The sequence below is a fragment of the Methylobacterium mesophilicum SR1.6/6 genome (genome assembly GCF_000364445.2).
In the GTDB taxonomy this organism is placed as follows: domain Bacteria; phylum Pseudomonadota; class Alphaproteobacteria; order Rhizobiales; family Beijerinckiaceae; genus Methylobacterium; species Methylobacterium mesophilicum_A.
This window is the reverse complement of record NZ_CP043538.1, coordinates 1,534,953-1,556,215: the sequence shown is the minus strand read 5'-3', so window position 1 is coordinate 1,556,215 and position 21,263 is coordinate 1,534,953. Positions and strand designations below refer to the sequence as shown.

19 protein-coding genes and 1 pseudogene are annotated in these 21,263 nt (G+C 70.3%); 8 read left to right on the top strand and 12 right to left on the bottom strand.

The window, feature by feature from the left end; genetic code table 11:
• Positions 1-3: 3 nt before the first annotated feature.
• From MMSR116_RS07230 to MMSR116_RS07220, 3 genes are all read right to left on the bottom strand, one after another.
• A complete protein-coding gene (locus MMSR116_RS07230) occupies positions 4-1,623 on the bottom strand; it encodes a gamma-glutamyltransferase family protein (RefSeq protein ID WP_010683500.1) in 1,620 nt (539 codons plus the stop codon).
• A 162-nt stretch (positions 1,624-1,785) separates the two neighbouring features.
• A complete protein-coding gene (locus MMSR116_RS07225) occupies positions 1,786-2,208 on the bottom strand; it encodes a hypothetical protein (protein WP_010683499.1) in 423 nt (140 codons plus the stop codon).
• 137 nt (positions 2,209-2,345) lie between these two features.
• The gene (locus tag MMSR116_RS07220) at positions 2,346-3,164 is read right to left on the bottom strand and encodes a hypothetical protein (protein ID WP_244625616.1); all 819 of its coding nucleotides are present in this window, start codon (positions 3,162-3,164) and stop codon (positions 2,346-2,348) included.
• 321 nt (positions 3,165-3,485) lie between these two features.
• On the opposite strand from MMSR116_RS07220, the gene MMSR116_RS07215 reads away from it, so the two are divergent.
• Both MMSR116_RS07215 and MMSR116_RS32360 read left to right on the top strand, forming a co-directional pair.
• A complete protein-coding gene (locus tag MMSR116_RS07215; protein WP_010683497.1) occupies positions 3,486-4,523 on the top strand; it encodes an aspartate-semialdehyde dehydrogenase in 1,038 nt (345 codons plus the stop codon).
• A 199-nt stretch (positions 4,524-4,722) separates the two neighbouring features.
• Positions 4,723-5,619: pseudogene (locus MMSR116_RS32360) on the top strand (alkaline phosphatase family protein); the annotation flags it as partial.
• Positions 5,620-6,633: 1,014 nt separating this feature from the next.
• Here MMSR116_RS32360 and MMSR116_RS07205 read toward each other — a convergent pair.
• The 3 genes from MMSR116_RS07205 to MMSR116_RS07195 form a co-directional block, all read right to left on the bottom strand.
• Positions 6,634-6,912 carry a DUF2312 domain-containing protein gene (locus MMSR116_RS07205; protein ID WP_191991933.1) on the bottom strand — a complete coding sequence of 93 codons (279 nt, stop codon included), beginning with the start codon at positions 6,910-6,912 and terminating at the stop codon, positions 6,634-6,636.
• A gap of 127 nt (positions 6,913-7,039) precedes the next feature.
• Positions 7,040-7,348 (bottom strand): DUF1244 domain-containing protein, encoded by a 309-nt coding sequence (locus MMSR116_RS07200; protein ID WP_039892886.1) that lies wholly within the window; start codon positions 7,346-7,348, stop codon positions 7,040-7,042.
• A gap of 61 nt (positions 7,349-7,409) precedes the next feature.
• Complete coding sequence (locus tag MMSR116_RS07195; RefSeq protein WP_010683495.1) at positions 7,410-8,174, bottom strand: N-formylglutamate amidohydrolase; 765 nt, start codon at positions 8,172-8,174, stop codon at positions 7,410-7,412.
• 178 nt (positions 8,175-8,352) lie between these two features.
• Between MMSR116_RS07195 and MMSR116_RS07190 the strand changes: the two genes are divergently transcribed.
• From MMSR116_RS07190 to pyk, 3 genes are all read left to right on the top strand, one after another.
• Positions 8,353-9,672 (top strand): glycerate kinase type-2 family protein, encoded by a 1,320-nt coding sequence (locus MMSR116_RS07190; protein WP_039892883.1) that lies wholly within the window; start codon positions 8,353-8,355, stop codon positions 9,670-9,672.
• A 37-nt stretch (positions 9,673-9,709) separates the two neighbouring features.
• Positions 9,710-10,120: a DUF1036 domain-containing protein gene (locus MMSR116_RS07185; protein WP_010683493.1), complete on the top strand. Its 411-nt coding sequence runs from the start codon at positions 9,710-9,712 to the stop codon at positions 10,118-10,120.
• 112 nt (positions 10,121-10,232) lie between these two features.
• On the top strand, positions 10,233-11,669 hold the full coding sequence (pyk, locus tag MMSR116_RS07180; protein ID WP_010683492.1) for a pyruvate kinase: 1,437 nt from the start codon (positions 10,233-10,235) through the stop codon (positions 11,667-11,669).
• 169 nt (positions 11,670-11,838) lie between these two features.
• Here pyk and MMSR116_RS07175 read toward each other — a convergent pair whose 3' ends face one another.
• From MMSR116_RS07175 to ubiG, 6 genes are all read right to left on the bottom strand, one after another.
• Positions 11,839-12,858 carry an alpha/beta fold hydrolase gene (locus MMSR116_RS07175; RefSeq protein WP_039892879.1) on the bottom strand — a complete coding sequence of 340 codons (1,020 nt, stop codon included), beginning with the start codon at positions 12,856-12,858 and terminating at the stop codon, positions 11,839-11,841.
• Positions 12,855-13,466 (bottom strand): tetratricopeptide repeat protein, encoded by a 612-nt coding sequence (locus MMSR116_RS07170; RefSeq protein ID WP_010683490.1) that lies wholly within the window; start codon positions 13,464-13,466, stop codon positions 12,855-12,857. The genes MMSR116_RS07175 and MMSR116_RS07170 overlap by 4 nt, the downstream gene beginning before the upstream one ends.
• A gap of 133 nt (positions 13,467-13,599) precedes the next feature.
• The gene (ykgO, locus tag MMSR116_RS07165) at positions 13,600-13,725 is read right to left on the bottom strand and encodes a type B 50S ribosomal protein L36 (protein ID WP_003601867.1); all 126 of its coding nucleotides are present in this window, start codon (positions 13,723-13,725) and stop codon (positions 13,600-13,602) included.
• 162 nt (positions 13,726-13,887) lie between these two features.
• A complete protein-coding gene (locus MMSR116_RS07160) occupies positions 13,888-14,547 on the bottom strand; it encodes a PAS domain-containing protein (protein WP_244625615.1) in 660 nt (219 codons plus the stop codon).
• A 95-nt stretch (positions 14,548-14,642) separates the two neighbouring features.
• Positions 14,643-15,215: a YbhB/YbcL family Raf kinase inhibitor-like protein gene (locus MMSR116_RS07155; protein ID WP_010683488.1), complete on the bottom strand. Its 573-nt coding sequence runs from the start codon at positions 15,213-15,215 to the stop codon at positions 14,643-14,645.
• Between the two features lie 46 nt (positions 15,216-15,261).
• Entirely contained in the window at positions 15,262-16,023 is a 762-nt protein-coding gene (ubiG, locus tag MMSR116_RS07150) for a bifunctional 2-polyprenyl-6-hydroxyphenol methylase/3-demethylubiquinol 3-O-methyltransferase UbiG (protein ID WP_010683487.1), read from the bottom strand.
• Between the two features lie 244 nt (positions 16,024-16,267).
• Here ubiG and MMSR116_RS07145 point away from each other — a divergent pair, with 244 nt between their 5' ends.
• The 3 genes from MMSR116_RS07145 (at position 16,268) to prfA (ending at position 21,260) form a co-directional block, all read left to right on the top strand.
• On the top strand, positions 16,268-17,503 hold the full coding sequence (locus tag MMSR116_RS07145; protein ID WP_010683486.1) for an aspartate kinase: 1,236 nt from the start codon (positions 16,268-16,270) through the stop codon (positions 17,501-17,503).
• A 189-nt stretch (positions 17,504-17,692) separates the two neighbouring features.
• Positions 17,693-19,954 carry a phosphoenolpyruvate--protein phosphotransferase gene (gene ptsP / locus MMSR116_RS07140; protein WP_010683484.1) on the top strand — a complete coding sequence of 754 codons (2,262 nt, stop codon included), beginning with the start codon at positions 17,693-17,695 and terminating at the stop codon, positions 19,952-19,954.
• A gap of 220 nt (positions 19,955-20,174) precedes the next feature.
• Positions 20,175-21,260: a peptide chain release factor 1 gene (prfA, locus tag MMSR116_RS07135; RefSeq protein ID WP_010683483.1), complete on the top strand. Its 1,086-nt coding sequence runs from the start codon at positions 20,175-20,177 to the stop codon at positions 21,258-21,260.
• The last annotated feature ends 3 nt before the right edge of the window (positions 21,261-21,263 follow it).

The window sequence follows — 21,263 nt, the reverse complement described above, 5'->3', positions numbered from 1 at the left end:
GCCTCACCAGACCACGGCCTGCCCGTCCCGGCGCGGGTCGCTCGCCGCCACGTAGCCCTCGACGGCGGGATCGCCCATCCGCCAGATGAACTGGCCGGCGCCAAAATCCTGGTAGCTGTCCTCGATCACCTCCAGGCGGTGGCCGAGCGCCTTCAACCGGTTGAGGGTCGCGGCCGGCATCGCGGCCTCGACATTGATGTCGAGACCCTCGTTCACCCGCCAGCGCGGTGCGTCGCAGGCAGCCTGCGGGTTCTGGCCGTGGTCGAGCATCCGCACCAGCGTCTGGACGTGTCCTTGCGGCTGCATGTTGCCGCCCATGACGCCGAAGCTCATCACCGGCGCGCCGTCCCTGGTCAGGAAGCCCGGGATGATGGTGTGGAAGGGCCGCTTGCCCGGCGCGACCGCGTTGGGGCTCGCCGGGTCGAGCACGAAGCCGTAGCCGCGATTCTGCAGGGAGATCCCCCAGCCCGGCACCACGACCCCCGAGCCGAAACCCATGAAGTTCGACTGGATGAAGCTCACCATCATGCCGCTCTCGTCGGCGGCGGTGAGATAGATCGTGCCGCCGGCCGGAGGCTTCCCCGGCCCGAAAACCTGGGCGCGGTTCCGGTCGATCAGCTTGGCGCGCTCCGCCAGATAGGCCGGGTCGAGCATCGCCTCCGGGGTCACCTCCATGCTGCGGGGATCGGCGACGTACCGGTAGGTGTCGCTGAAGGCGAGCTTCATGGCCTCGATCTGGAGATGCTGGGCCTCCGGCCCGTCCACGGCCATCCCGGCGAGGTCGAACTGTTCGAGGATACCGAGCGCGATCTGCGCGGCGATGCCCTGACCGTTCGGCGGGATCTCGTGCAGCGTGTGGCCGCGATAATCCTTGGCGGTGGGCGTCACCCATTCGGGCCGGAACGCCGCGAGGTCGGCTGCCGTCATCGCGCCGCCATGGGCTCGCGCGTGTGCGGCGATCGCCTCCCCGATCTCGCCCCGGTAGAAAGCCTCGCCCCTGGTCTCGGCGATCAACCGGAGCGTCCGCTCGGCGCCAGGGAAGGTCACGAGTTCGCCGACGTCGGGAGCACGGCCCCGCGGCAGGAAGAACTCCGAGAAGCCCGGCTGGCGGGTGATCGCCTCGATCCGGGCGGCGGCGGCCCATTTCTGCTGGACCACCACGGGTGCGAGATAGCCGCGCTCGGCGATGCGGATGGCGGGCTGCATCAGGTCGGCGAAGGGCAGGCGGCCGAAGCGTTCGCTCAGCGCCGCCCAGGCGCCGACGGCCCCGGGGACGGTGACGGAGTCCCAGCCTCGCATCGGCGGGCGCTCCGCTGTGCCGTACTTGCGGGCGAAGTAATCCGAGGTCCAGGCCGCGGGCGCTCCCCCGGAGGCGTTGAGGCCGTGCAGGGCCTGCCCGTCCCACAGGATGCAGAAGGCGTCCGAGCCGAGGCCGTTGCTGCACGGCTCGGTGACCGTCTTGGCCGCCGCCGCGGCGATCGCCGCGTCGACGGCGTTGCCGCCGGCCTGAAGCATCTGGATGCCGGCCTGAGCGGCCAGCGCATGCGAGGTCGCCACGCAGTTGCGCCCGAACATCGGCATGCGCAGCGACGGATAGCCCGTGACCCAGTCGAACGGCTTCATGGCCCAGATCCCGTCAGCGGCAGCCGACGCGGCTGCTTCTGATGGCTTGGCATACAGCATAACCGATCGCCGTGAAGTCCCGGTGCGGCCGGTCCTAAAACGAAGAGCGCGGACCCGAGGGTCCGCGCTCCATCGACGTCGTCGTGTGGGGGCGAACGCGCCTCAGTAGGGCCGGCCGTAGAGCGGCGAAGTCGGATCCAGGCGGTCGACGAAGGACAGGTCGACGTTGCGGATGGCCGAGGACCGCGCACCGATGAACGGGCCGTTGGTGATCGGATCCGGCAGGATGCCGCGGCCGAAGCGGTCGGTCGGGCCGTAGGGCGGCGTCAGCTGGTTGGACGCGGCGATCAGATAGGGATTGAGGGCGGGGTTGCGCGAGCCGCCGGCGCCCGGAACGCCCGAGGACAGCGGCACGTTGCCGGCGTCGAGCCAGCTGCGCGGACGCACGCGGATCGGGAGCGGCCGGCTGACGCTGTAGACCGGGCCGCGAACGAAGCCATCCTGAGCCTGGGCCGGCGCGGAGGCCGCGGCGCCGAGGCCGGCGGCGGCGATGACGCCGAGGAGGGCGATCTTGAGCGAGCGCATGGCCAACCTTGTGTGAGAGTGCCGAACACTATGGCGATCGAAGCTTAACAGTTCGCCGCCTTTGAGGAGAAGACGCTTGAGCGGGGCTGTTGTTCCAGCGGAATGGCCGAGCTTGTGCGTTTTGCCACACTCCGGCCTCATTTTTTATTTTGCGAACGCTTCGCGATCGATCCGGTCCTGCCGGCGGACTCTCCGACGGTGACGACCGACGGGCAGACGCGCTCCGGTGCGGCAGCGAAGGCGGCCGTCGGCCCGGGATCGGAGAGGTCCACGAGGCTCAGCGCATCGAGCGTGCAGGCCAGCGATTCCGGCCTCGGGGGATGACCCAGGGGCGCACACGCCCAGCCATCGAGCCGGAACGTTTCGGTGTTACGCGTCACGAACCCGGTGCAGGTCCGCCGCGCGGCGCCACCGAAGGTCACTTCGAGGGTCTCCACCGCGCCGAACTTGGTGGCGATCAGACCGCGCGCGCCGGTCCGCACGACCGAAAGCGCCGGTCCGTCGAGGACCGGCCCGCCGGCGGCACGCCGGGCCATGAGCACGAACAATGTCGGCACGGGCCCTGGCGATGGGCCGCGCGTCAGGGTGACCCGCAGGGCCGGCGTTTCATCGGTGGCAAAATCACCCCGGGTCAGGGTGTCCTCGCGCTGACCGGTCCTCGGATCGAACCGGGCCGAGACGCGCGCAGGATCGAGTCCGGCCTCGGCGAGACCGAGGCGGGCGGTGGGCAGCGGGGGCGGAGCCGGAACCGCCGTCATCGACGGCACGAAAGGCGCCTCCACCCGCTGTTCGGACACGGTCACCGGTCTGCCGGGCCGCCACGCGTAGACGCACAGGAGCGCGATCAGGCCTGAGGCCAGCGCCATGCGCAGGCCGAGGGTCGCCGGCGACGATGTCCGCCGGGAGGACAGGCGGGGTCCGAATGGCTCGACCGTGTGCGCTGATCCGATGGGCATGGTGCTCGGCGCGGATAGGAGACCTGATGGCGCGTCCGCGACACTGGGCGCCAAGGATTGAATGCCCTTTCCCGTCGGGCGATCCGTCACGGATTTCCCGGCCGCAGGGTGAATCAATCGTTGCGGGGCCTTCGGCCTTGACAGCGCAGGCCCTTGCGCGCCTTGCTCGCCGCGACCGTCGATCCCACCTCAGGCGAGGCCGGGTTCTGCGGCCGCGCCCGTTTGGCGGGCGCCCGTCCGGCCCGAACGATCCTTCGGCCGGCCTTTCAGCAGGAGCGCGGTACCCGGATTGATCGGGGTTTAAGCGCGCGGAGACGAGAGATGGGCTACAAGGTTGCCGTCGTCGGCGCCACGGGCAACGTGGGCCGCGAGATGCTCGATATCCTGGCGGAGCGGGCTTTCCCCGCCGACGAGGTCGTGGCACTGGCCTCGCGCCGCAGCCAGGGTCAGGAAGTCTCCTACGGCGACAAGACGCTCAAGGTCAAAACGCTCGACACCTACGACTTCTCCGACACGGACATCTGCCTGATGTCGGCCGGCGGCGAGACGTCGAAGGAATGGTCGCCGCGCATCGGCCAGCAGGGCTGCGTGGTGATCGATAACTCGTCGGCCTTCCGCTACGACGCGGACGTGCCGCTGATCGTGCCCGAGGTGAACGCCGACGCCATCGTGGGCTTCACGAAGCGCAACATCATCGCCAACCCGAACTGCTCGACCGCGCAGCTGGTCGTCGCTCTGAAGCCGCTGCATGAGGCGGCCACGATCAAGCGCGTCGTGGTCTCGACCTACCAGTCGGTGTCCGGCGCCGGCAAGGAGGCGATGGACGAGCTGTTCAACCAGACCCGCGCGGTCTTCACCGCCGGCGAGATCAAGCAGGGCGGCAAGTTCACCAAGCGCATCGCCTTCAACGTCATCCCCCACATCGACGTGTTCATGGAGGATGGCTACACGAAGGAAGAGTGGAAGATGGTCGCCGAGACCAAGAAGATGCTCGACCCGAAGATCAAGCTGACGGCCACGGCCGTCCGCGTCCCGGTCTTCATCGGGCACGCGGAATCGGTGAACATCGAGTTCGAGCAGCCGCTCTCCGCCGAGAAGGCGACCGAGATCCTGCGCGCCGCCCCCGGCGTGCTGGTCATCGATAAGCGCGAGAACGGTGGCTACATGACGCCCCACGAGGCCGCCGGCGAGGACGCGACCTACATCTCGCGCATCCGCGAGGACGCGACGATCGAGAATGGCCTGAACTTCTGGTGCGTCTCGGACAACCTCCGGAAGGGCGCAGCCCTCAATACCGTGCAGATCGCCGAGGTGCTGGTGAACCGGAAGCTTCTGAACCGGTCCAAGCGCGCGGCGTGAGTCGGGTCGCTGGCGCGCGAACCCAGCGATCCAGCCGCCACCGGCGGGTGAAGCATCCCCTCTTCCATCGTGGACGAGGGGATCGCACGCTACCCCGTCCGACTTCAGGCCCGCCCGGGCGCGTTCCGTCCGCCGTCGCCGTCACGCCGCTGTCATCGTCCGGGCCCACCCCGCTTCGTGGAGTGCTCGGAGATTCGGGATGCGGCGTGTCTTTGTTTCGTGTCTGATCGGCTTCGCCGTCGCGGCCACGGCCCCCGCGCAGGCAGCGCCGCGCAACGTCGTCCTCTTCGTCGCCGACGGCCTGCGCGACGGCATGGTGAGCGCCGCCAACGCACCCGCCATGGATCGGCTCATGAAGGCCGGCGTGCGCTTCACCAACACGCATTCGCTGTTCCCGACCTTCACCATGCCCAACGCCACCGCGATGGCAACCGGGCACCTGCTCGGCGATACCGGCCAGTTCGGCAACACGATCTACACGGCCTTCCCGGTGCCGGGCGCCGGCGACAGCCTGACCCCGTTCCTCGAGAGCGATCCGGTCCTGGGCGACGTCGATGCGCACTTCGCCGGGAATTACCTCAACGAGGAGACCATCCTGCGGGCCGCCCACGACCAGGGGCTGTCGACGGCCAGCATCGGCAAGCTCGGGCCGTCGCTGGTCTTCGACCACACGGCGCGGTCCGGCCAGGACACCATCCTCGTCGACGACAGCACGGGCCGGTCCGGCGGCATCCCGCTGAGCGAGGACCTTCGCACGCGTCTCGCCGCGGCCGGCTTGCCGCTTCAAGCACCGACGCGGGGCGCGAACGGCCGGGCCGGGACGGCCGATACGACCGGGACCCTGGTCGCCAATGTCGAGCAGCAAGAGTATTTCACGGCCGTCGCGACCCGGGCGGTGCTGCCCCTGTTCAAGGCCCGCGGCAATCCCTTCGTGTTGGTCTTCTGGTCGCGCGATCCGGACGGCACGCAGCACAATCAGGGCGACAGCCTCGGGCAATTGGTGCCGGGCATCAACGGGCCGACGAGCCTCGCCGCCATCCGCAACGCGGACGCCAACCTCGCCGAGCTTCTCGCGGCCCTGAAGGATCAGGGACTGGCGGATACCACCGACGTGATCCTGACCTCGGACCACGGCTTCTCGACCATCTCGAAGGAGAGCGCGACGAGCTTCGCGGCGACGCAGAGCTACACGGGCGTGCCGAAGCATCAGCTCCCGCCCGGATTCCTGGCCCTCGACCTGGCGCACGGCCTGGGCCTCCGCCTGTTCGATCCGGACGCCAAGGGCGCGAAGCTCGGACCCGACAGCTTCCCCAGCCGCGCCAACGGCCTGATCGGCGCGGATCCGGCGAGGCCCGACGTGGTGGTCGCGGCGAACGGCGGATCGGATCTCGTCTACCTGCCGGCCGGCGACGCGGCGCTGGCGCGCCGGGTGGTGGAGGTCCTGTCCCGCCAGGATTACGTCAGCGGCCTCTTCGTGAGCGCGGCCCTCGGATCGATCCCCGGGACGCTGCCGCTCGCCAGCATCGCCCTCGACGGGTCGGCCCTGACGCCGATGCCGGCCATCGTGGTGAACTTCCGCAGCTTCTCGACGGGCTGCGCGGATCCGACGACCTGCGGGGTCGAGGTGTCCGACACCGTGCTGCAGCAGGGCCAGGGCATGCACGGCAGCTTCTCGCGGGCCGACACCCGCAACGTCATGGGCGCCGCCGGACCGAGCTTCAGGACGGGGATCGAGAGCCCGGTTCCGGCCAGCAACGCCGATCTCGGGCAGACGATCGCCCGGATCCTGGACCTCACGATCCCGGCCAAGGGCAAGCTGGTCGGGCGGGTGCTCACGGAGGCGCTGGCCAATGGCGGCACCCCAGATTTCACGATGCAGCTGCTGCGCTCGGAGCCGGACGCGGCCGGGCAGGTGACGGTGCTCAGGCACCAGACGGTCGACGGGACCCGCTACTTTGACGCGGCCGGGTATCGGGCCGGACCCTCGGCCTCTCCGAGGCGACCCAGTCGGCCGCCGCCGATCCGCGCTGAGCCGGCTCCCGCCGGGCGATCAGGATCCGACGGCGGGCGGCGCTCGCAGTGGCGCGCCGCCCAGCGTCGGAGCGGCGGCCTACGCCATGCCCAGCGCCTGCAAGTAGAGCTCGAGGATCGCCTCCTGCTCCTGGCGCTCGCTGTGATCCTGTTTGCGGATCCGCAGGATCGTGCGCACCGCCTTGGCGTCGAAGCCGCGGCCTTTGAGCTCGGCGAACACCTCCTTGATGTCGCCCATGATGCCGGCCTTCTCCTCTTCCAGCCGCTCCAGGCGCTCGATGAACTGCTTCAGCTCGTCGGCGGCGACTCCTTCGGCGGACGACACGTCGCCGCCGGGCCGCTGCGCTGCGGTGGGCATCGAATGGGCGTTCATGAGGCTCTCCGGACTGTGCGGCGCGGTCGCGCCCTCGACCCGTGGTTAACGGGCCGGTCTTACCGGAAGCTTAGCCGATTCCCCACCGGACGGGGATCGCGGGTTGCACGCGTCAGTGTTCCTTCGCCTGCGCGGCCGCGAAGCCGGCCTGCTGCTCGGGGCTCGCCTCGGTCTGGTGGCGGGCCTTCCACTCGGCGTAGGGCATCCCGTAGACGGCTTCCCGGCTCTGATCCTTGGTGAGGGGCACGCCCTTCTCGTCGGCGGCGTCCTTCAGCCAGTTCGACAGGCAGTTTCGGCAGAAGCCCGCCAAGTTCATCAAGTCGATGTTCTGCACGTCGGTCCGGTCGCGCAGGTGCGCGACGAGGCGGCGGAAGACGGCCGCCTCAAGCTCCGTCTGCGTCCGGGTGTCGATCTCGCTCATGGGCGGCAAGTCTCTTCTGGTCGGGGCGAAGGCGTTGATCTTGGGCTCCGCCCGGATCGGATCAAGCCGCCAGGAGCGGGCGCAGGACGCGGGTGAAGCGGTCGGCCCACTCCCCCTGACCGGTCTCGCCCGCGATGAGGTCCTGGCGGATCTCCACGAGGGCGTTGGGCAGGCCCCGCGCCGTCGCGTGCCGGTCGATCGTATCGCCGGGTAGGCCACCGCCATAGGGCTGGTTGTCGCCGACCGTCAGCCCGGCGTGATCCTCCTCGAGGGCGCGGATGAGGGGACGGGCGAAGCGCTCGTCTCGGTCGTACAGAATGCCGACCTGCCAGGGCCGCGCGATGCCTCGCCAGTAGGGCGTGAAGCTGTGCATGGTCAGGATCACCGGCGGCCGGCCGGCCCGCTCGGCCGCCGCGACGGCCGCATCGATGGCCGCGTCGAAGGGGGCGTAGAACCGGGCGATCCGCGCCCGCTTGCCGGCCTCGTCGATTCGGGCATTCCCCGGCACGATCGCGCCATCGGAGAGCCGCATCACCAGGGTCGGATCGGCGCGGCCGCGGTTCGGGTCGATGATCAGGCGGGAGAAGTTGGTGAGGATCGCCGGCGCGTTCAGGCTGGCGGCGAGGCGGCGCGTGACCGCTGCGGCACCGATGTCGTAGGCGATGTGCCGTCCGAACTCGGCGGCCGGCACACCGAGATCGATGTCCGGTGGGACGAAATTGGAGGCGTGGTCGCAGGCGATCACGAGGCCGCAGGCCGGATCGCCCGGGATGATCTCGCAGGGATGCTCCGGCAGGGCGGCCGCTTCTGTCTCCGGACGGGTCACGGGGCTCCGAGGTCTTCAGATCTGTGCGAGGGCGCCGATGGCGCTTGCCGTGGCGCGGCCGCTCGGGCAGATCACCTATCAAGGATCGTGCGCTCACGGCAAGAAACGGGCCCGCCGCCCCCGGGAGAAACGGGCGGGGATCGCGCGACACAATCGAGAGAGGAGCCCGTTCGACGCCATGACCGAGACCGTACCGCCCGTCGCCGATCCGGCCATTCAGGCGCAGCGCGCGCTGCTCGACACGATCCTCACGGCGGCGATCCGCGCCGCCCATCCGGATCTCGCCCTGCCGCCCCACCTTCCGGAGCCGAGCCCGGGCCGGCTGATCATCCTCGCCGCCGGCAAGGCCGCGGGCAGCATGAGCGCCGTGGCGAGCCGGTTCTACCGGCAGCAGCACGGCCTGGGCGACGACCGGATTGTCGGCCTCGCGGTGGCGCGGCACGGCTACGGGCAGGAGGCTCCGGGGATCCACATGGTCGAGGCGGGACACCCGGTCCCCGACGAGGCCGGCATCGCCGCCACGAAGGAGGCCCTGCGCCTCGCCACCGAGGCCGGTCCGGACGACGAGGTGCTGGTGCTGCTCTCGGGCGGCGGCTCGGCCAACTGGATCGCCCCGGCCGGCGACCTGACGCTGACCGAGAAGCAGGCGATTACCCGGGCGATGCTCCGCTCGGGCGCGCCGATCGGCGAGATCAACACGGTGCGCAAGCACATCTCCCGCATCAAGGGCGGCCGCCTCGCGCTCGCGGCCCGCAACGCCCGGCGGATCCTGACGCTGGCGATCTCGGACGTGCCCTTCGACGATCCGGCGGTGATCGCCTCCGGCCCGACGGTGCCGGATCCCTCCACCCTCGCCGACGCCCGCGCCATCTGCGCGAAGCGCGGCATCCCGCTGCCCGAGGAAGCGGTGCGCCTCCTCAACGATTCGAACAACGAGACGCCGAAGGCCGGCGATCCCGCCTTCGCCCGCGCCGAGTACAAGATCATCGCCCGCCCGATCGACGCGCTGAACGCGGCCGCCGAGGCGGCCCGCGCCGCGGGCTACGAGCCGGTCATGCTGGGTGCCGACCTGGAGGGCGAAGCCCGCGAGGTCGCGGCCGAGCACGCGGCGGAGGCCAAGCGGCACAAGGCGGCCGGGCGGCGTGTCGCGCTGATCTCGGGGGGCGAACTCACCGTCACGATCCGGGGCGAGGGCAACGGCGGTCCGAATCAGGAATACGCGATGGCGCTCGCGGTGGCGCTGGACGGGGAGCCCGGCATCTCCGGCATCAGCGCCGACACCGATGGCACCGATGGCGGCCGCGGCCTCGCCACCGATCCGGCCGGCGGCCTGATCGACCCGACCACGCTGGAGCGCGCCCGGGCCGCCGGCCTCGACCCGGCCGCGATGCTGGAGCAGAACGACTCCACCGCGTTCTTCGCGGCCCTCGGCGACCTCGTGAACCCCGGCCCGACCTGTACCAATGTCAACGACTGCCGCATCATCCTCGTCGATTAGGCTTCGGGTTCCGGCGGCTCAGATCCTTCCCGCATTAATGGCGCTCGGCCTCGCGCTTGTCTGCGCGAGCCCCGCGAAGGCCGACCTGCGCCTGTGCAACCAGACCGGCAGCAAGGTCGGCATCTCGCTGGGATACCGCGATCCGCAGGGCTGGGTGACGGAGGGCTGGTGGGATCTTGCGCCGAAGGCCTGCGAGACGCTGCTGAAAGGCGCGCTGGCTGCCCGGTTCTACTATGTCTTCGCGGTCGACTACACCCGCGGCGGCGAGTGGAGCGGACGGTCTCTGATGTGCACGCGCGACTCCGAGTTCACGATCCGCGGGATCGAGGATTGTCTGGCTCGCGGATTCGACCGCAACGGCTTCTTCGAAGTCGATACCGGCGAGCAGAAGAGCTGGACGATCCAGCTCACCGACCCCAGCCGGGCGGACGCACCCGCGAAGCCTTGACCGGAAGACGGCGCACTTGACGCTGTCGTGCGCGGGATGCTCACACCCGCGCACATCATGAAGACTAGGCGATGCTGTTCGCCTCGCTCCGAAAACATCGGGAGGATTACACTTGAAACGCTCGCGCCGTACGAAGATTGTCGCCACCCTCGGGCCGGCCTCCGACTCGCCGGAGATGATCGAGCGGCTGTTCCGCGCGGGCGTGGACGTGTTCCGCCTCAACATGAGCCACCTTCCGCGGGAGAAGCTGCCCGAGAAGGTCGAGGCGATCCGCACCATCGAACGCGAGGCCAAGCGGCCGATCGGGATTCTGGTCGACCTGCAGGGGCCGAAGCTGCGGCTCGGCACCTTCGCGGAGGGGGCCGCGATGATCGAGGCCGGCGCGACCTTCGTGCTGGATGGCGACCCGAGCCCGGGCGACGCCGCGCGCTGTCACCTGCCGCATCCCGAGATCCTCCAGGCCCTCGAGCCGGGCCACGCGATCCTGCTCGACGACGGCAAGCTGCGGCTCTCGGTGGTCGAGACTTCGGAGAACCGGGCGGTGACGCGGGTCGAGGTCGGTGGGCGGATCTCCAACCGGAAGGGCGTGTCGCTGCCCCACACCGTGATCCCGGTGCCGGCGATGACCGACAAGGACCGGGCGGATCTCGATGCCGGGCTGAACGCGGGCGCCGACTGGATCGCCGTCTCCTTCGTCCAGCGGCCCGAGGACGTGGCCGAGGTCAAGAAGGTCTGTGCCGGCCGCGCCCTGGTGATGGCCAAGATCGAGAAGCCTCAGGCGCTCACGCGCCTGGAGGAGATCCTAGAGATCTCCGACGGCCTGATGGTCGCCCGCGGCGACCTCGGCGTGGAGATGCCGCTGGAGCAGGTTCCCGGCGTTCAGAAGCGCATCACCCGCGGCGCGCGGCGCTACGGCAAGCCCGTCGTCGTCGCCACCCAGATGCTCGAATCGATGATCACCGCGCCGGTGCCCACCCGCGCCGAAGTCTCGGACGTCGCCACCGCGGTCTACGAGGGCGCTGACGCCGTGATGCTCTCGGCCGAGAGCGCCTCGGGCGCGCATCCGATCGGCGCCGTGGAAACCATGAACCGCATCGCCGAGCAGGTCGAGCGGGACCAGATCTACTGGTCGATCATCCGGGCGCAGAGCGCCACCCCCGACGAGACGGCGGCCGACGCCATTGCGGCGGCCGCTCACCAGATGGTCGACGCGTTAAATCTCGACGCCATCATGGCCTGGACCAATTCGGGCTCGACGGCGCTCCGCCTCTCCCGCGAGCGCCCGAACGCCACCGTGATCGCGCTGACGCCCCGGCGCGAGACCGCGCGCCGCCTCGCCCTGGCCTGGGGCACGCATCCGATCGTCACCAAGGATGCCAGCGACGTGGACGACATGTCGTTCCGGGCGGCAAAATTCGCGGTGCGCGAGAAGTTCGCCGCGGTGGGTGACCGGGTCATCGTGGTGGCGGGTCTGCCGTTCGGTACGCCGGGGGCGACGAACCTCGTCCGGCTGGCCTTCATCACCCGCGAGCACGCCGAGAAGGCGTGACGGGCTTCCCGCGCCGCGCCATGCCGGGGCCGTCCTCTCGTCGGGGACGCGCGCCGCGGGGCGGGCCGGGTGATCGCGCGTTCGCGGCGCCTTGGGGTCGCCGCCGCGAACGTCGGCCTGACGACATCGGCCGGCGAGGCTGATGATGACGCGGTGATCGACCTTCGGCTCAGCGGGTCGCGGCCGGCATGGCTGCGGGGGTCCCTGTCACCGCACGTGAGAGCCGAGCGACCTCATCGACCACGCGCTCTGCGGCCACGTACTGCAGCATGTGCCCGATCCCCGGCAGGAGAACGAGCCGGGCACCTGGAATTGCCCGCGCCAGGGGCACCGCCTGCGACTCGCTCCGGACGATCGGGTCCGCCTCCCCGGAGATGACCAGGGTGGGAACCCGGATCGTGCCATAGCGCGGGCTCTGTCCCGCGAGCGCACGCGACAATCCGAGGAGGTCCTGTACATTCGCCAGCAGGGTTCCGGGCCGCAGGACCAGATCGGCACGGGCCAGTTCCGGGTAGTCCGGGTTCGCCGCTTGGGGCTGGAAGACCCGCCGCGCTGCCTCCGGCAGGAAGTGCTGCGCCAGGGGCGGCCCGATTGTCCGGCTGAGCAGCCACGCCACAGCTGGCTTCACGGCGAGCTTCCAGTACCAGGGCAGGTCCGGCATCCGGTCCGGCATGGGCATCGCCACGGGGGCGGCGAGGGTCAGGGCTGTGACCCGCTCGGGATGATCGAGGGCCAGCGCCAACGCCAGAGCCCCCGCCCAGGAATGGCCGAACACCAGCGCCGGGCCGACGCCCATGTGCTCCAACGCCTCGGCGATCAGCCGGGCCTGGACGGATGGATCGGCAGCCTCGGCGCCCGCGATCCGATCGCTCCAGCCGAATCCCGGCCGGTCGAAGGCGATGACCCGGAAACCCCGGGCGGCGAGCCGGCGACCCACCCCTTCCATCGGGTCTGACGCGTTGGCCGACGCCCCGTGCAGGAGGACGATCGGAGGTCCGTCCGGCGGCCCGTCCTGGAGCGTGGCGAGCCGGCCGCCGGTCACCGCCACGAATGGACCGGCTGGCGGATGGGCAGCCTCGACCCGCAGGCTGATAAAGAGGCTGGCCAGCGCTCCGACCGCCAGCACGAGCCCCGCGGCCGCGAAGGGGAGGGCCAGGAGGGTGAGGAAGACGGCGAACACCCGATTCACAGGTCGCGGCCGTCGACCTCCGGCGTGAGGCGGTCGATCGCCTCGCCGATCTTCTCCATCTTCGGGTAGAGGGTACGCGCCCGGCGGAAGGCCGCCAGCGCGCGAGCCTTATCGTCATTCGTTTCGTAGATCCGGCCCAGAGCCGCCCAGGCCTCGAAATGGCGAGGCTCAAGCACGAGCGCCCGCTGCAGGTCGGCGATGGCGTCGTCCTTGTCGGTGAGCAGCCAGAACACGGTGGCACGCCGGTTCCATCCCTCGGACCAGTTGGGCTCCAAGGCCGTGACCCGATCCATGAGTTCGGCGGCGAGGGGAAAATCGTGGGCGGTCACGGCTTGCCGGGCCCGGTCGGTGAGCAGGTCGACGGTCGGACTGCCGGAGCCAGCCAGCCTCCGCTCGATCAGCCGGGCTATGCCCTTCGCCTCCGCGGGGTCCTCGCTGGCGCGCAGACGGGCGAACAGCTCGTCCAGGGTCGGCGGCTTGGGCACGGCCTTCGCTTCCGGCGCCGTGCGCCCGGGCCGGTTCGCGTCCGGAGCCGCCGCTGCGTCCGTGGACCCGGCAGCGAAGGCCGCGAGGCAGGCCAGGATGGCGAGGGGGCGAGACGGCATCATCGCGTCAGACTGGGCGCCGTCACCGCGCCCGTCAACGTGCCGCGGTGCCGCGCAAACGAAAGCAGCCGCATCCCGACCGGGAGCGGCTGCCTGCAAAACGAAGAGTCCAGCCGTTCGGCCGGACGAGCCGTCCTCAGCCCTGGCGGGCCTTAAAGCGCTTCTGGGTCTTGTTGATCACGTAGACCCGGCCCTTGCGGCGCACGAGCTGGTTGTCGCGGTGGCGGCCACGCAGGGACTTGAGAGAGTTGCGGATCTTCATCGGTCTTTCGAGCCCGGAGGGCCGTCCATCACAAGGGTGTCGGGAACGTGGTGCGAAAGCAGGACGCGCGATCGCGTCCGGCGATCACGGCTCACGCATCGCGGGATGGCGCCGCCATATCAGGATTCGCCCCCGCTAGGCAAGGCGCTGCGGGGCGAGGCCTCAGTGGATGCTGTCGAGGTCTGGCACCGGCGGAGCGCTCACAAGCTGGCGCCCGATCTCGTGAAGCAGCGCGTCCAGCAGCGGCTTCAGACGCTCGAAGCCGGTTCGCGGGAGACCCGCCTCGGCCGAGGCGAACAGCGCCAAGGCGAGCTCGGCGACCCCGTCGATGCCGCCCACCGTGGCGTCCGTCACGCAGAACGTGGCCTCGTCCTGAACGCCGTCACCGCCCGTCTCGGTCACGTCGATGACGATCCCGCGCGCCTCGCTCACGGGTCCTTCGGCATTCCCGCCGAAGCGGCCGCGCGCCAGGACCCATCGGACGTCGCCGGGCCGCGGAACGGTTCTGTACTGCGCGATGTACAGGCCGCCCCGGCCGCGAAGATCGTCGATGAGCACGCCGACGCGGCGCCTGTCTTCCGGATGGACGCGGTCCAGGAAAAGCGCGAAGGTCGCGCCTCGTCCGGCCCGCGCCTGCGGTACGCCGAGCATCGCCGCAGCGGCCGCATCGCAGCGCAGGACGTCGTCGGCGATGTGCCATTCCCACGTTCCGACACCCGAGGCGGCCAGCGTCTGGGCCACGCGCGCGCTGCTGTGCCGCTTGGTCCGCGCGTCGACGCCCACGGGCCCGGTCTCCTGTCCTGATATGGCGGTGATGCCCAAGGGGCACGGCCGGTCGACTCAATACCGGCGTCGCATCGCCGGCACAACGTGACAGGATCCTGTCCGATCCCGATTTTTGCCTGTCCTCCCGATGCTTACCGGCGCTCGTAGGTCCCGGTGAGTTGCCCCTTGGCGACAACACGATCGCGCATGGCCGCCAGCAATGCGCCGCGCCCCGGATCCTCGCCGAGGGACAGCGCCTGCCGGAGCGCGTAGACTTGGAATACATAGTCGTGGCGACCGTGGCCGCTCGGCGGATCCGGCGGTAGCCACTCGGATTTCTGAAAGCTGTTCCGGCCGAGCCGGCGCGCCTCGCCCGGTCGGCCGGGGCTCGGAAGGGAACCTTCGTCCAGACTGGCGGGCTCGGGCGGGAGATCCCAGGCTATGAGATGCACCAGAGGTTGCGGGGTCGGACTGCCGGCATCCTCGACGAGGAGGACTAGGGCGGCGGTTCCGTCCGGCAGGCCGCTCCAGGCCAGCGGCGGCGACACGCCTTCGCCGTCCGCCGTGTGTCGGGCCGGCAGGCCTGCGCCATCGGCGAAGGCCGGGCTCGTCAGCGTGAGCGTCTCCGGAACGTCGGAAAAGGTCGCGTGATAGGCCGTCTTATCCCTGCCGGCCTTCAGGCCCGACAGGGCTTCGCCCACCACGCTGGGTATCTTCTCAAGCATCGCCAGCACCTCCGCCGCGAACCCAACGGCGCGCGGCGGGTCCGGTTCAGCCCCGATGCGCCGCCGCGACCATATAGTTCACGGCCGTATCCCGGCCGGTGCGCCATCCGTCGGTGAGCGGGTTGTAGACCACCCCGGTCGTGTCCGTGACCGCGAGACCGCCCGCGCGGATCGCCCGGCCGAGCTCGTCCGGCGTCACGAATTTCGCCCAGTCGTGCGTGCCGCGGGGAAGCCAGCCGAGGACGTACTCCGCGCCGACGATCGCCAGCGCGAAGGACCGCATGGTCCGGTTGAGCGTCGCGGCGAACAGCATCCCGCCAGGCTTCACCGCGGCGCAGGCCGTGCGCACGAAGGCCGGCATGTCGGAGACGTGCTCAACAACCTCCATGATCAGCACCGCATCGAAGGTCCGTCCCGAGGCGACCACGGCCTCGATGGTCTCGCCACGGTAGTCCACCGGCACGCCGGCGCCTTCCGCGTGGGCCCGGGCCACCGCGATGTTCTGCTCCGCCGGATCCAACCCGGTCACCGTGGCGCCGAGGCGCGCCAGCGGCTCCGACAGGACGCCTCCGCCGCAGCCGACATCGCAGATCGTGAGCCCGTCCAGCGGGAACGGCTTCTGGGGGTCCCGACCGTGGTGGCGGCAGAGCGCGTCGCGGATGTAGGTGAGCCGCACCGGGTTGAATCGGTGGAGCACCCGCATCGGACCGGCCTCGTCCCACCAGGTCGCGGCGAGGGCATCGAACCGCGCGACCTCGCCACGATCGACGAAGCCGTCCCGATTGTGGTCCGTTCCTGACCTGTCCATGCGTGTTCCGTCCCGACATCAGCGGCTCGCCCCGCGGACGCGCCGCGCGAGGCGGCGATCGGTACCGTGGGGCGGCCCATCACGCCGTAGCACGCCGCTGCCGGGAAAGTCGCCGCGGCGCGCGGGCGCCATGCTTGGCAGGTTGTTGACACTCCGCGGAGGCGCTTGTACCCGCCGGGCACTGTCCGGACCGGCCTGAGGCGGGCGGGTCCGATCGCCACCGGGAACCCGCGACCGAGAGACCATGCCCCGTCTGGTGATGAAATTCGGCGGCACCTCCGTCGCCAACGTCGACCGCATCCGAAACGTGGCCCGGCACGTCGCCCGCGAGGTTGCGGCGGGCTACGACGTAGCCGTCATCGTCTCGGCCATGTCGGGCAAGACCAACGAGCTGGTCGACTGGGTCAAGGACGCGAACGCGCTCTACGATGCCCGGGAATACGATGCGGTGGTCGCCTCCGGCGAACTCATCACCGCCGGCCTCCTGGCGATCGCGCTGCAGAAGGACGGGATCAAGGCCCGGTCCTGGCAGGGCTGGCAGATCCCGGTGGTGACCTCGGACGCGCACGGTTCGGCCCGCATCGCCGAGATCGACCCCAAGAATCTCGAGGCCGGCTTCGCGAAGGGCGAGGTGGCGGTGATCGCCGGCTTCCAGGGCGTCCACGCCGAGACCGGCCGTGTGACGACGCTGGGCCGCGGCGGCTCCGATACCTCGGCGGTGGCGGTGGCGGCCGCGATCGGGGCCGAGCGCTGCGACATCTACACGGACGTGGACGGCGTCTACACCACCGATCCCCGCATCGTGCCGAAGGCCCGCCGCATGGAGCGGGTGACCTTCGAGGAGATGCTGGAGATGGCCTCGCTCGGCGCCAAGGTGCTGCAGGTCCGCTCGGTGGAGCTCGCCATGGTCCACCGGGTGCCGACCACGGTCCGGTCCTCCTTCGATCCGCCGGACGCCGCGCGCCCGGGCACCCTCATCTGCGACGAGGACGACATCGTGGAACAGCAGATCATCACCGGGATCGCCTTCTCCCGGGACGAGGCGCAGATCACCCTGCGCAAGGTCAAGGACAGCCCCGGCGTCGCCGCGGCCATCTTCGGGCCGCTCGCCGACGCCAACATCAACGTCGACATGATCATCCAGACCGTGTCGGGCGATCAGTCGACCACCGACATGACCTTCACGGTGCCGGCCTCCGAGTACCAGCGCTCCCGCGCGATCCTCGACGAGGCGCGCGGCCAGATCGGCTACGCGCAGATCGAGGGCGCCACCGACGTGGTCAAGGTTTCGGCGATCGGCGTCGGCATGCGCAGCCACGCGGGCGTCGCGGCGAAAGCCTTCCGCGCGCTGGCCGAGAAGGGAATCAACATCCGCGCGATCACCACATCGGAGATCAAGTTCTCCGTGCTGATCGATGCGGCCTATACGGAGCTTGCCGTGCGCACGCTCCACTCGCTATACGGCCTGGATCAGGCCTGAGCCTGGAACGGCGCGGTTTCGAGCGGGTCGCGTGCGGTGAACTGAACAGTCACGGGCCGGTTCGGTTGTGCCAGAGCGACTCTGGAACAGGCGGCACGACCCATCCGGCGGCGGCCTCCCTGGGGTTGGCGTCAAGGTTGCAGGGTGGTCGACGCCAAGGCCGCTCACCGACGACGGAACGACGAACCGATGCCCGCTGCGCCCGGAGGCCCGCGCCTGCTGCTGCGCCGCCTCCGCGAAGCCATGGCGGAGCCGGTCAGCCCACAGGCACGCCTCGACCGGATCGTCGTCCTGATCGCCGCGAACGTGGTGGCCGAGGTCTGCTCGGTCTACGTCCTGCGGGATGACAACACCCTCGAACTCTTCGCCACCGAGGGCCTGAACCGCGAAGCGGTGCACCAGACGCGCATGCGCACCGACGAGGGCCTCGTCGGCCTGATCGCCCGCACCGCGGAGCCGCTGTCGCTCTCCGACGCCCAGAACCACCCGTCCTTCTCGTACCGTCCCGAGACCGGCGAGGAGGCCTACCACGCCTTCCTGGGCGTGCCGCTCCTGCGGGCCGGCAACACGCTCGGCGTCCTCACCGTCCAGAACAAGACCTACCGCGTCTACTCCGAGGAGGAGATCGAGGCGCTCCAGACCACCGCCATGGTGCTCTCGGAGATGATCGCCTCCGGCGAGTTGGAGGGGCTGGCGCCCGATGCCGGCACCGCCGCCCGCCGCCCGGTCCTGGCCCGGGGCATCGCGCTGGCCGACGGCATCGGCCTCGGCCACGTGGTGCTGCACGAGCCCCGCGTCGTGGTGAAGACGCTGATCGCCGAGAACGTCGAGCGCGAGGTGGCGCGCCTGGACGAGGCGATCGAGGAGGTCCGCTCGGCGATCGACGCCCTTGTTGAGCGCGGCGACCGGATCGGCACGGCCGAGTCGCGGGAGGTGCTGGAAACGGTCCGGATGTTCGCCCACGACAAGGGCTGGCTCCGGCGGATGCGGGAGGCGGTCGCCTCGGGCCTCACCGCCGAAGCCGCCGTGGAGCGGGTCCAGTCCGATAACCGTGCCCGGATGATGCGCCAGTCCGACCCGTACCTGCGGGAGCGGTTGCACGATCTCGACGATCTCACCAACCGCGTGCTGCGCACCCTGCTGGGGTCCGAGGCGGCCGGCGCCGCGGTCCTGCCCGAGAACGCCATCCTGGTGGCGCGCACCATGGGGCCGGCGGCCCTCCTCGACTACGAATCCTCGACGCTGCGCGGCATCGTGCTGGAGGAGGGGGGGCCGACCAGCCACGTGGCCATCGTCGCCCGGGCACTCGGCATCCCGGCGGTGGGCGAGGTCGAGAACGCCACGGCACTCTGCGACGCGGGCGACGCGATCATCGTCGACGGTGTGGCCGGCGAGATTCACGTCCGGCCGGGGCCGGAGGTCGAGGCCGCCTATGCCGAGATGGTGCGCCTGCGCGCCCGCCGGCAGGAACAGTACCGGGCACTCCGGGATGTACCGGCCCAGACCCGCGACGGGGTGCGGGTCGGTCTCCACCTCAATGCCGGCCTGCTGGTGGATTTCAGCCATCTCCACGAAACGGGCGCCGAGGGCGTCGGCCTGTTCCGGACCGAGCTGCAGTTCATGGTCGCCCAGCGCATGCCGTCCGCGGCGGAACAGCAGGACCTCTACCGCAAGGTCTTCACCGCCTCGAAGGGCAAGCCGGTCACCGTCCGCACCCTTGATATCGGCGGCGACAAGATCCTGCCCTACATGGCCAAGCTCGAGGAGGAGAACCCGGCCCTGGGCTGGCGGGCGATCCGGATCGGCCTCGACCGGCCGGCGCTGCTGCGCATGCAGCTCCGGGCGCTCCTGAAGGCCGCGGACGGCGATCCGCTCAAGATCATGTTCCCGATGGTCGCCACGGTGGACGAGTTCGTGCGCGCCCGCGGCATCGTCGAGCGGGAGAAGGCCTACCTGAGCCGCCACGGCTACCGGCTCCCGGCCGAGTGCCGCCTCGGCGCCATGATCGAGGTGCCCTCCCTCCTGTTCCAGATCGACGAGATTGCCCGGGAGGCCGACTTCCTGTCGGTGGGCTCGAACGACCTGATGCAGTTCCTGTTCGCGGTGGACCGGGAGAATCGCCGCGTCGCGGACCGGTTCGATCCGTTGAGCGTCGCGGCGCTGCGGGCCTTCCGGCTGATCGCCGAGCGGGCCACCGCCGCGGGTTGCCCGGTGACGGTCTGCGGCGAGATCGGCGGCCGGCCCCTCGATGCGATGGCGCTGATCGGCCTCGGCTACCGCGATCTGTCGATGTCGCCGGCCGCCATCGGCCCGGTCAAGGCGATGGTGCTGAGCCTCGACGCCCGGGCGATCGCCGAACTCATCGACTCCGAGATGGCGCGCATGCAGGACGGGGACTCCCTGCGTCCGGCGCTGACCGCCTTCGCGCACGCCCACGGCGTCCCTATCTAAGCGCGTGTGCAACCCTTGCCGAACATTCGGCCAGGGTTGTACGGCAACGCCACGACGCTTTCGGTCGGCGCGCCACGGCTTCCGCTCGCGAACGGACGACGTGTGGAAGAGGGGAGGCCCTGTCGGGTCGTTTCACCCTCGCAAACCCACGCCTCCTCCCGCGGGCCAAGGTCGGCGCCCGGCCCGAAGCGACACGCGCAGACCTGCAGAATCACGGGCGATGATCCCCTTCCCCACCGAGCGCCTCGACGCCATCCTGGCGCGGCACGATATCGTCACCGCCCAGCTCGCCTCGGGCGAGGGAGATCCCGACACCGTCGTTCAGCTCTCGCGGGAACTGTCCGATCTGGACCCGGTTGTGGACGCGATCCGTGCGTATCGGGCGGCGGTGGAGAATCTGGCCGGCGTCGAGGCGTTGATCGACGAGCCCGGAACGGACCCCGAGATGCGCGCGCTCGCCGCCGAGGAGAAGCCCGAGGCGCAGGAGGCGCTGGAGGCCGCGCACCGTGCGCTGCAGCTCCTGCTCTTGCCTAAGGATGCCGCAGACGAGAAGAGCGCGATCCTCGAGGTTCGCGCCGGCACCGGCGGCGACGAGGCGGCCCTGTTCGCGGGCGACCTGTTCCGGATGTACGCGAAGTATGCCGAGTCGAAGGGCTGGCGGGTCGAGGTCATCTCCGAGAGCGAGGGGACGGTCGGCGGCTTTCGCGAGGTGGTCGCGGAGGTGAAGGGGCGGGGCGTCTTCGCCCGGCTGAAATTCGAGAGCGGCGCCCATCGCGTGCAGCGGGTGCCCGACACCGAGACCCAGGGGCGCATCCACACCTCGGCCGCAACCGTGGCGGTGCTGCCGGAGGCCGAGGAGGTCGATATCCACGTCAACGACGCGGATCTGAAGATCGATACGATGCGCGCCCAGGGGGCGGGCGGCCAGCACGTCAACAAGACCGAATCGGCGATCCGCATCACGCACTTGCCCACCGGCATCGTGGTGTTCGTCCAAGAGGAGCGGTCCCAGCACAAGAACCGGGCCCGCGCCATGGCGCTGCTGCGCGCGCGGCTCTACGAGGCCGAGCGCACCGCCAAGGATTCGGCCCGCGCGGCTGACCGGAAGGCGCAGGTCGGTTCCGGCGACCGCAGCGAGCGGATCCGCACCTACAATTTTCCGCAGGGGCGCGTCACCGATCACCGGATCAACCTGACCCTCTACAAGCTGGAAGAGGTAATGGCCGGCACAGCCCTCGACGAGGTGGTCGATGCGCTGATCACCGAGCATCAGGCGGAGCTTCTCGCCGCCGAAGGGATGGCCTGAGCG

What these genes read in the sequence shown, in the direction of transcription:
- MMSR116_RS07230 (WP_010683500.1), bottom strand. Translation starts at nt 1,623, where the DNA reads ATGAAGCCGTTCGACTGGGTCACGGGCTATCCGTCGCTGCGCATGCCG.
- MMSR116_RS07225 (WP_010683499.1), bottom strand. Translation starts at nt 2,208, where the DNA reads ATGCGCTCGCTCAAGATCGCCCTCCTCGGCGTCATCGCCGCCGCCGGC.
- MMSR116_RS07220 (WP_244625616.1), bottom strand. Translation starts at nt 3,164, where the DNA reads ATGCCCATCGGATCAGCGCACACGGTCGAGCCATTCGGACCCCGCCTG.
- MMSR116_RS07215 (WP_010683497.1), top strand. Translation starts at nt 3,486, where the DNA reads ATGGGCTACAAGGTTGCCGTCGTCGGCGCCACGGGCAACGTGGGCCGC.
- MMSR116_RS07205 (WP_191991933.1), bottom strand. Translation starts at nt 6,912, where the DNA reads ATGCCCACCGCAGCGCAGCGGCCCGGCGGCGACGTGTCGTCCGCCGAA.
- MMSR116_RS07200 (WP_039892886.1), bottom strand. Translation starts at nt 7,348, where the DNA reads ATGAGCGAGATCGACACCCGGACGCAGACGGAGCTTGAGGCGGCCGTC.
- MMSR116_RS07190 (WP_039892883.1), top strand. Translation starts at nt 8,353, where the DNA reads ATGACCGAGACCGTACCGCCCGTCGCCGATCCGGCCATTCAGGCGCAG.
- MMSR116_RS07185 (WP_010683493.1), top strand. Translation starts at nt 9,710, where the DNA reads ATGGCGCTCGGCCTCGCGCTTGTCTGCGCGAGCCCCGCGAAGGCCGAC.
- MMSR116_RS07170 (WP_010683490.1), bottom strand. Translation starts at nt 13,466, where the DNA reads ATGATGCCGTCTCGCCCCCTCGCCATCCTGGCCTGCCTCGCGGCCTTC.
- ykgO (WP_003601867.1), bottom strand. Translation starts at nt 13,725, where the DNA reads ATGAAGATCCGCAACTCTCTCAAGTCCCTGCGTGGCCGCCACCGCGAC.
- MMSR116_RS07155 (WP_010683488.1), bottom strand. Translation starts at nt 15,215, where the DNA reads ATGCTTGAGAAGATACCCAGCGTGGTGGGCGAAGCCCTGTCGGGCCTG.
- ubiG (WP_010683487.1), bottom strand. Translation starts at nt 16,023, where the DNA reads ATGGACAGGTCAGGAACGGACCACAATCGGGACGGCTTCGTCGATCGT.
- MMSR116_RS07145 (WP_010683486.1), top strand. Translation starts at nt 16,268, where the DNA reads ATGCCCCGTCTGGTGATGAAATTCGGCGGCACCTCCGTCGCCAACGTC.
- ptsP (WP_010683484.1), top strand. Translation starts at nt 17,693, where the DNA reads ATGCCCGCTGCGCCCGGAGGCCCGCGCCTGCTGCTGCGCCGCCTCCGC.
- prfA (WP_010683483.1), top strand. Translation starts at nt 20,175, where the DNA reads ATGATCCCCTTCCCCACCGAGCGCCTCGACGCCATCCTGGCGCGGCAC.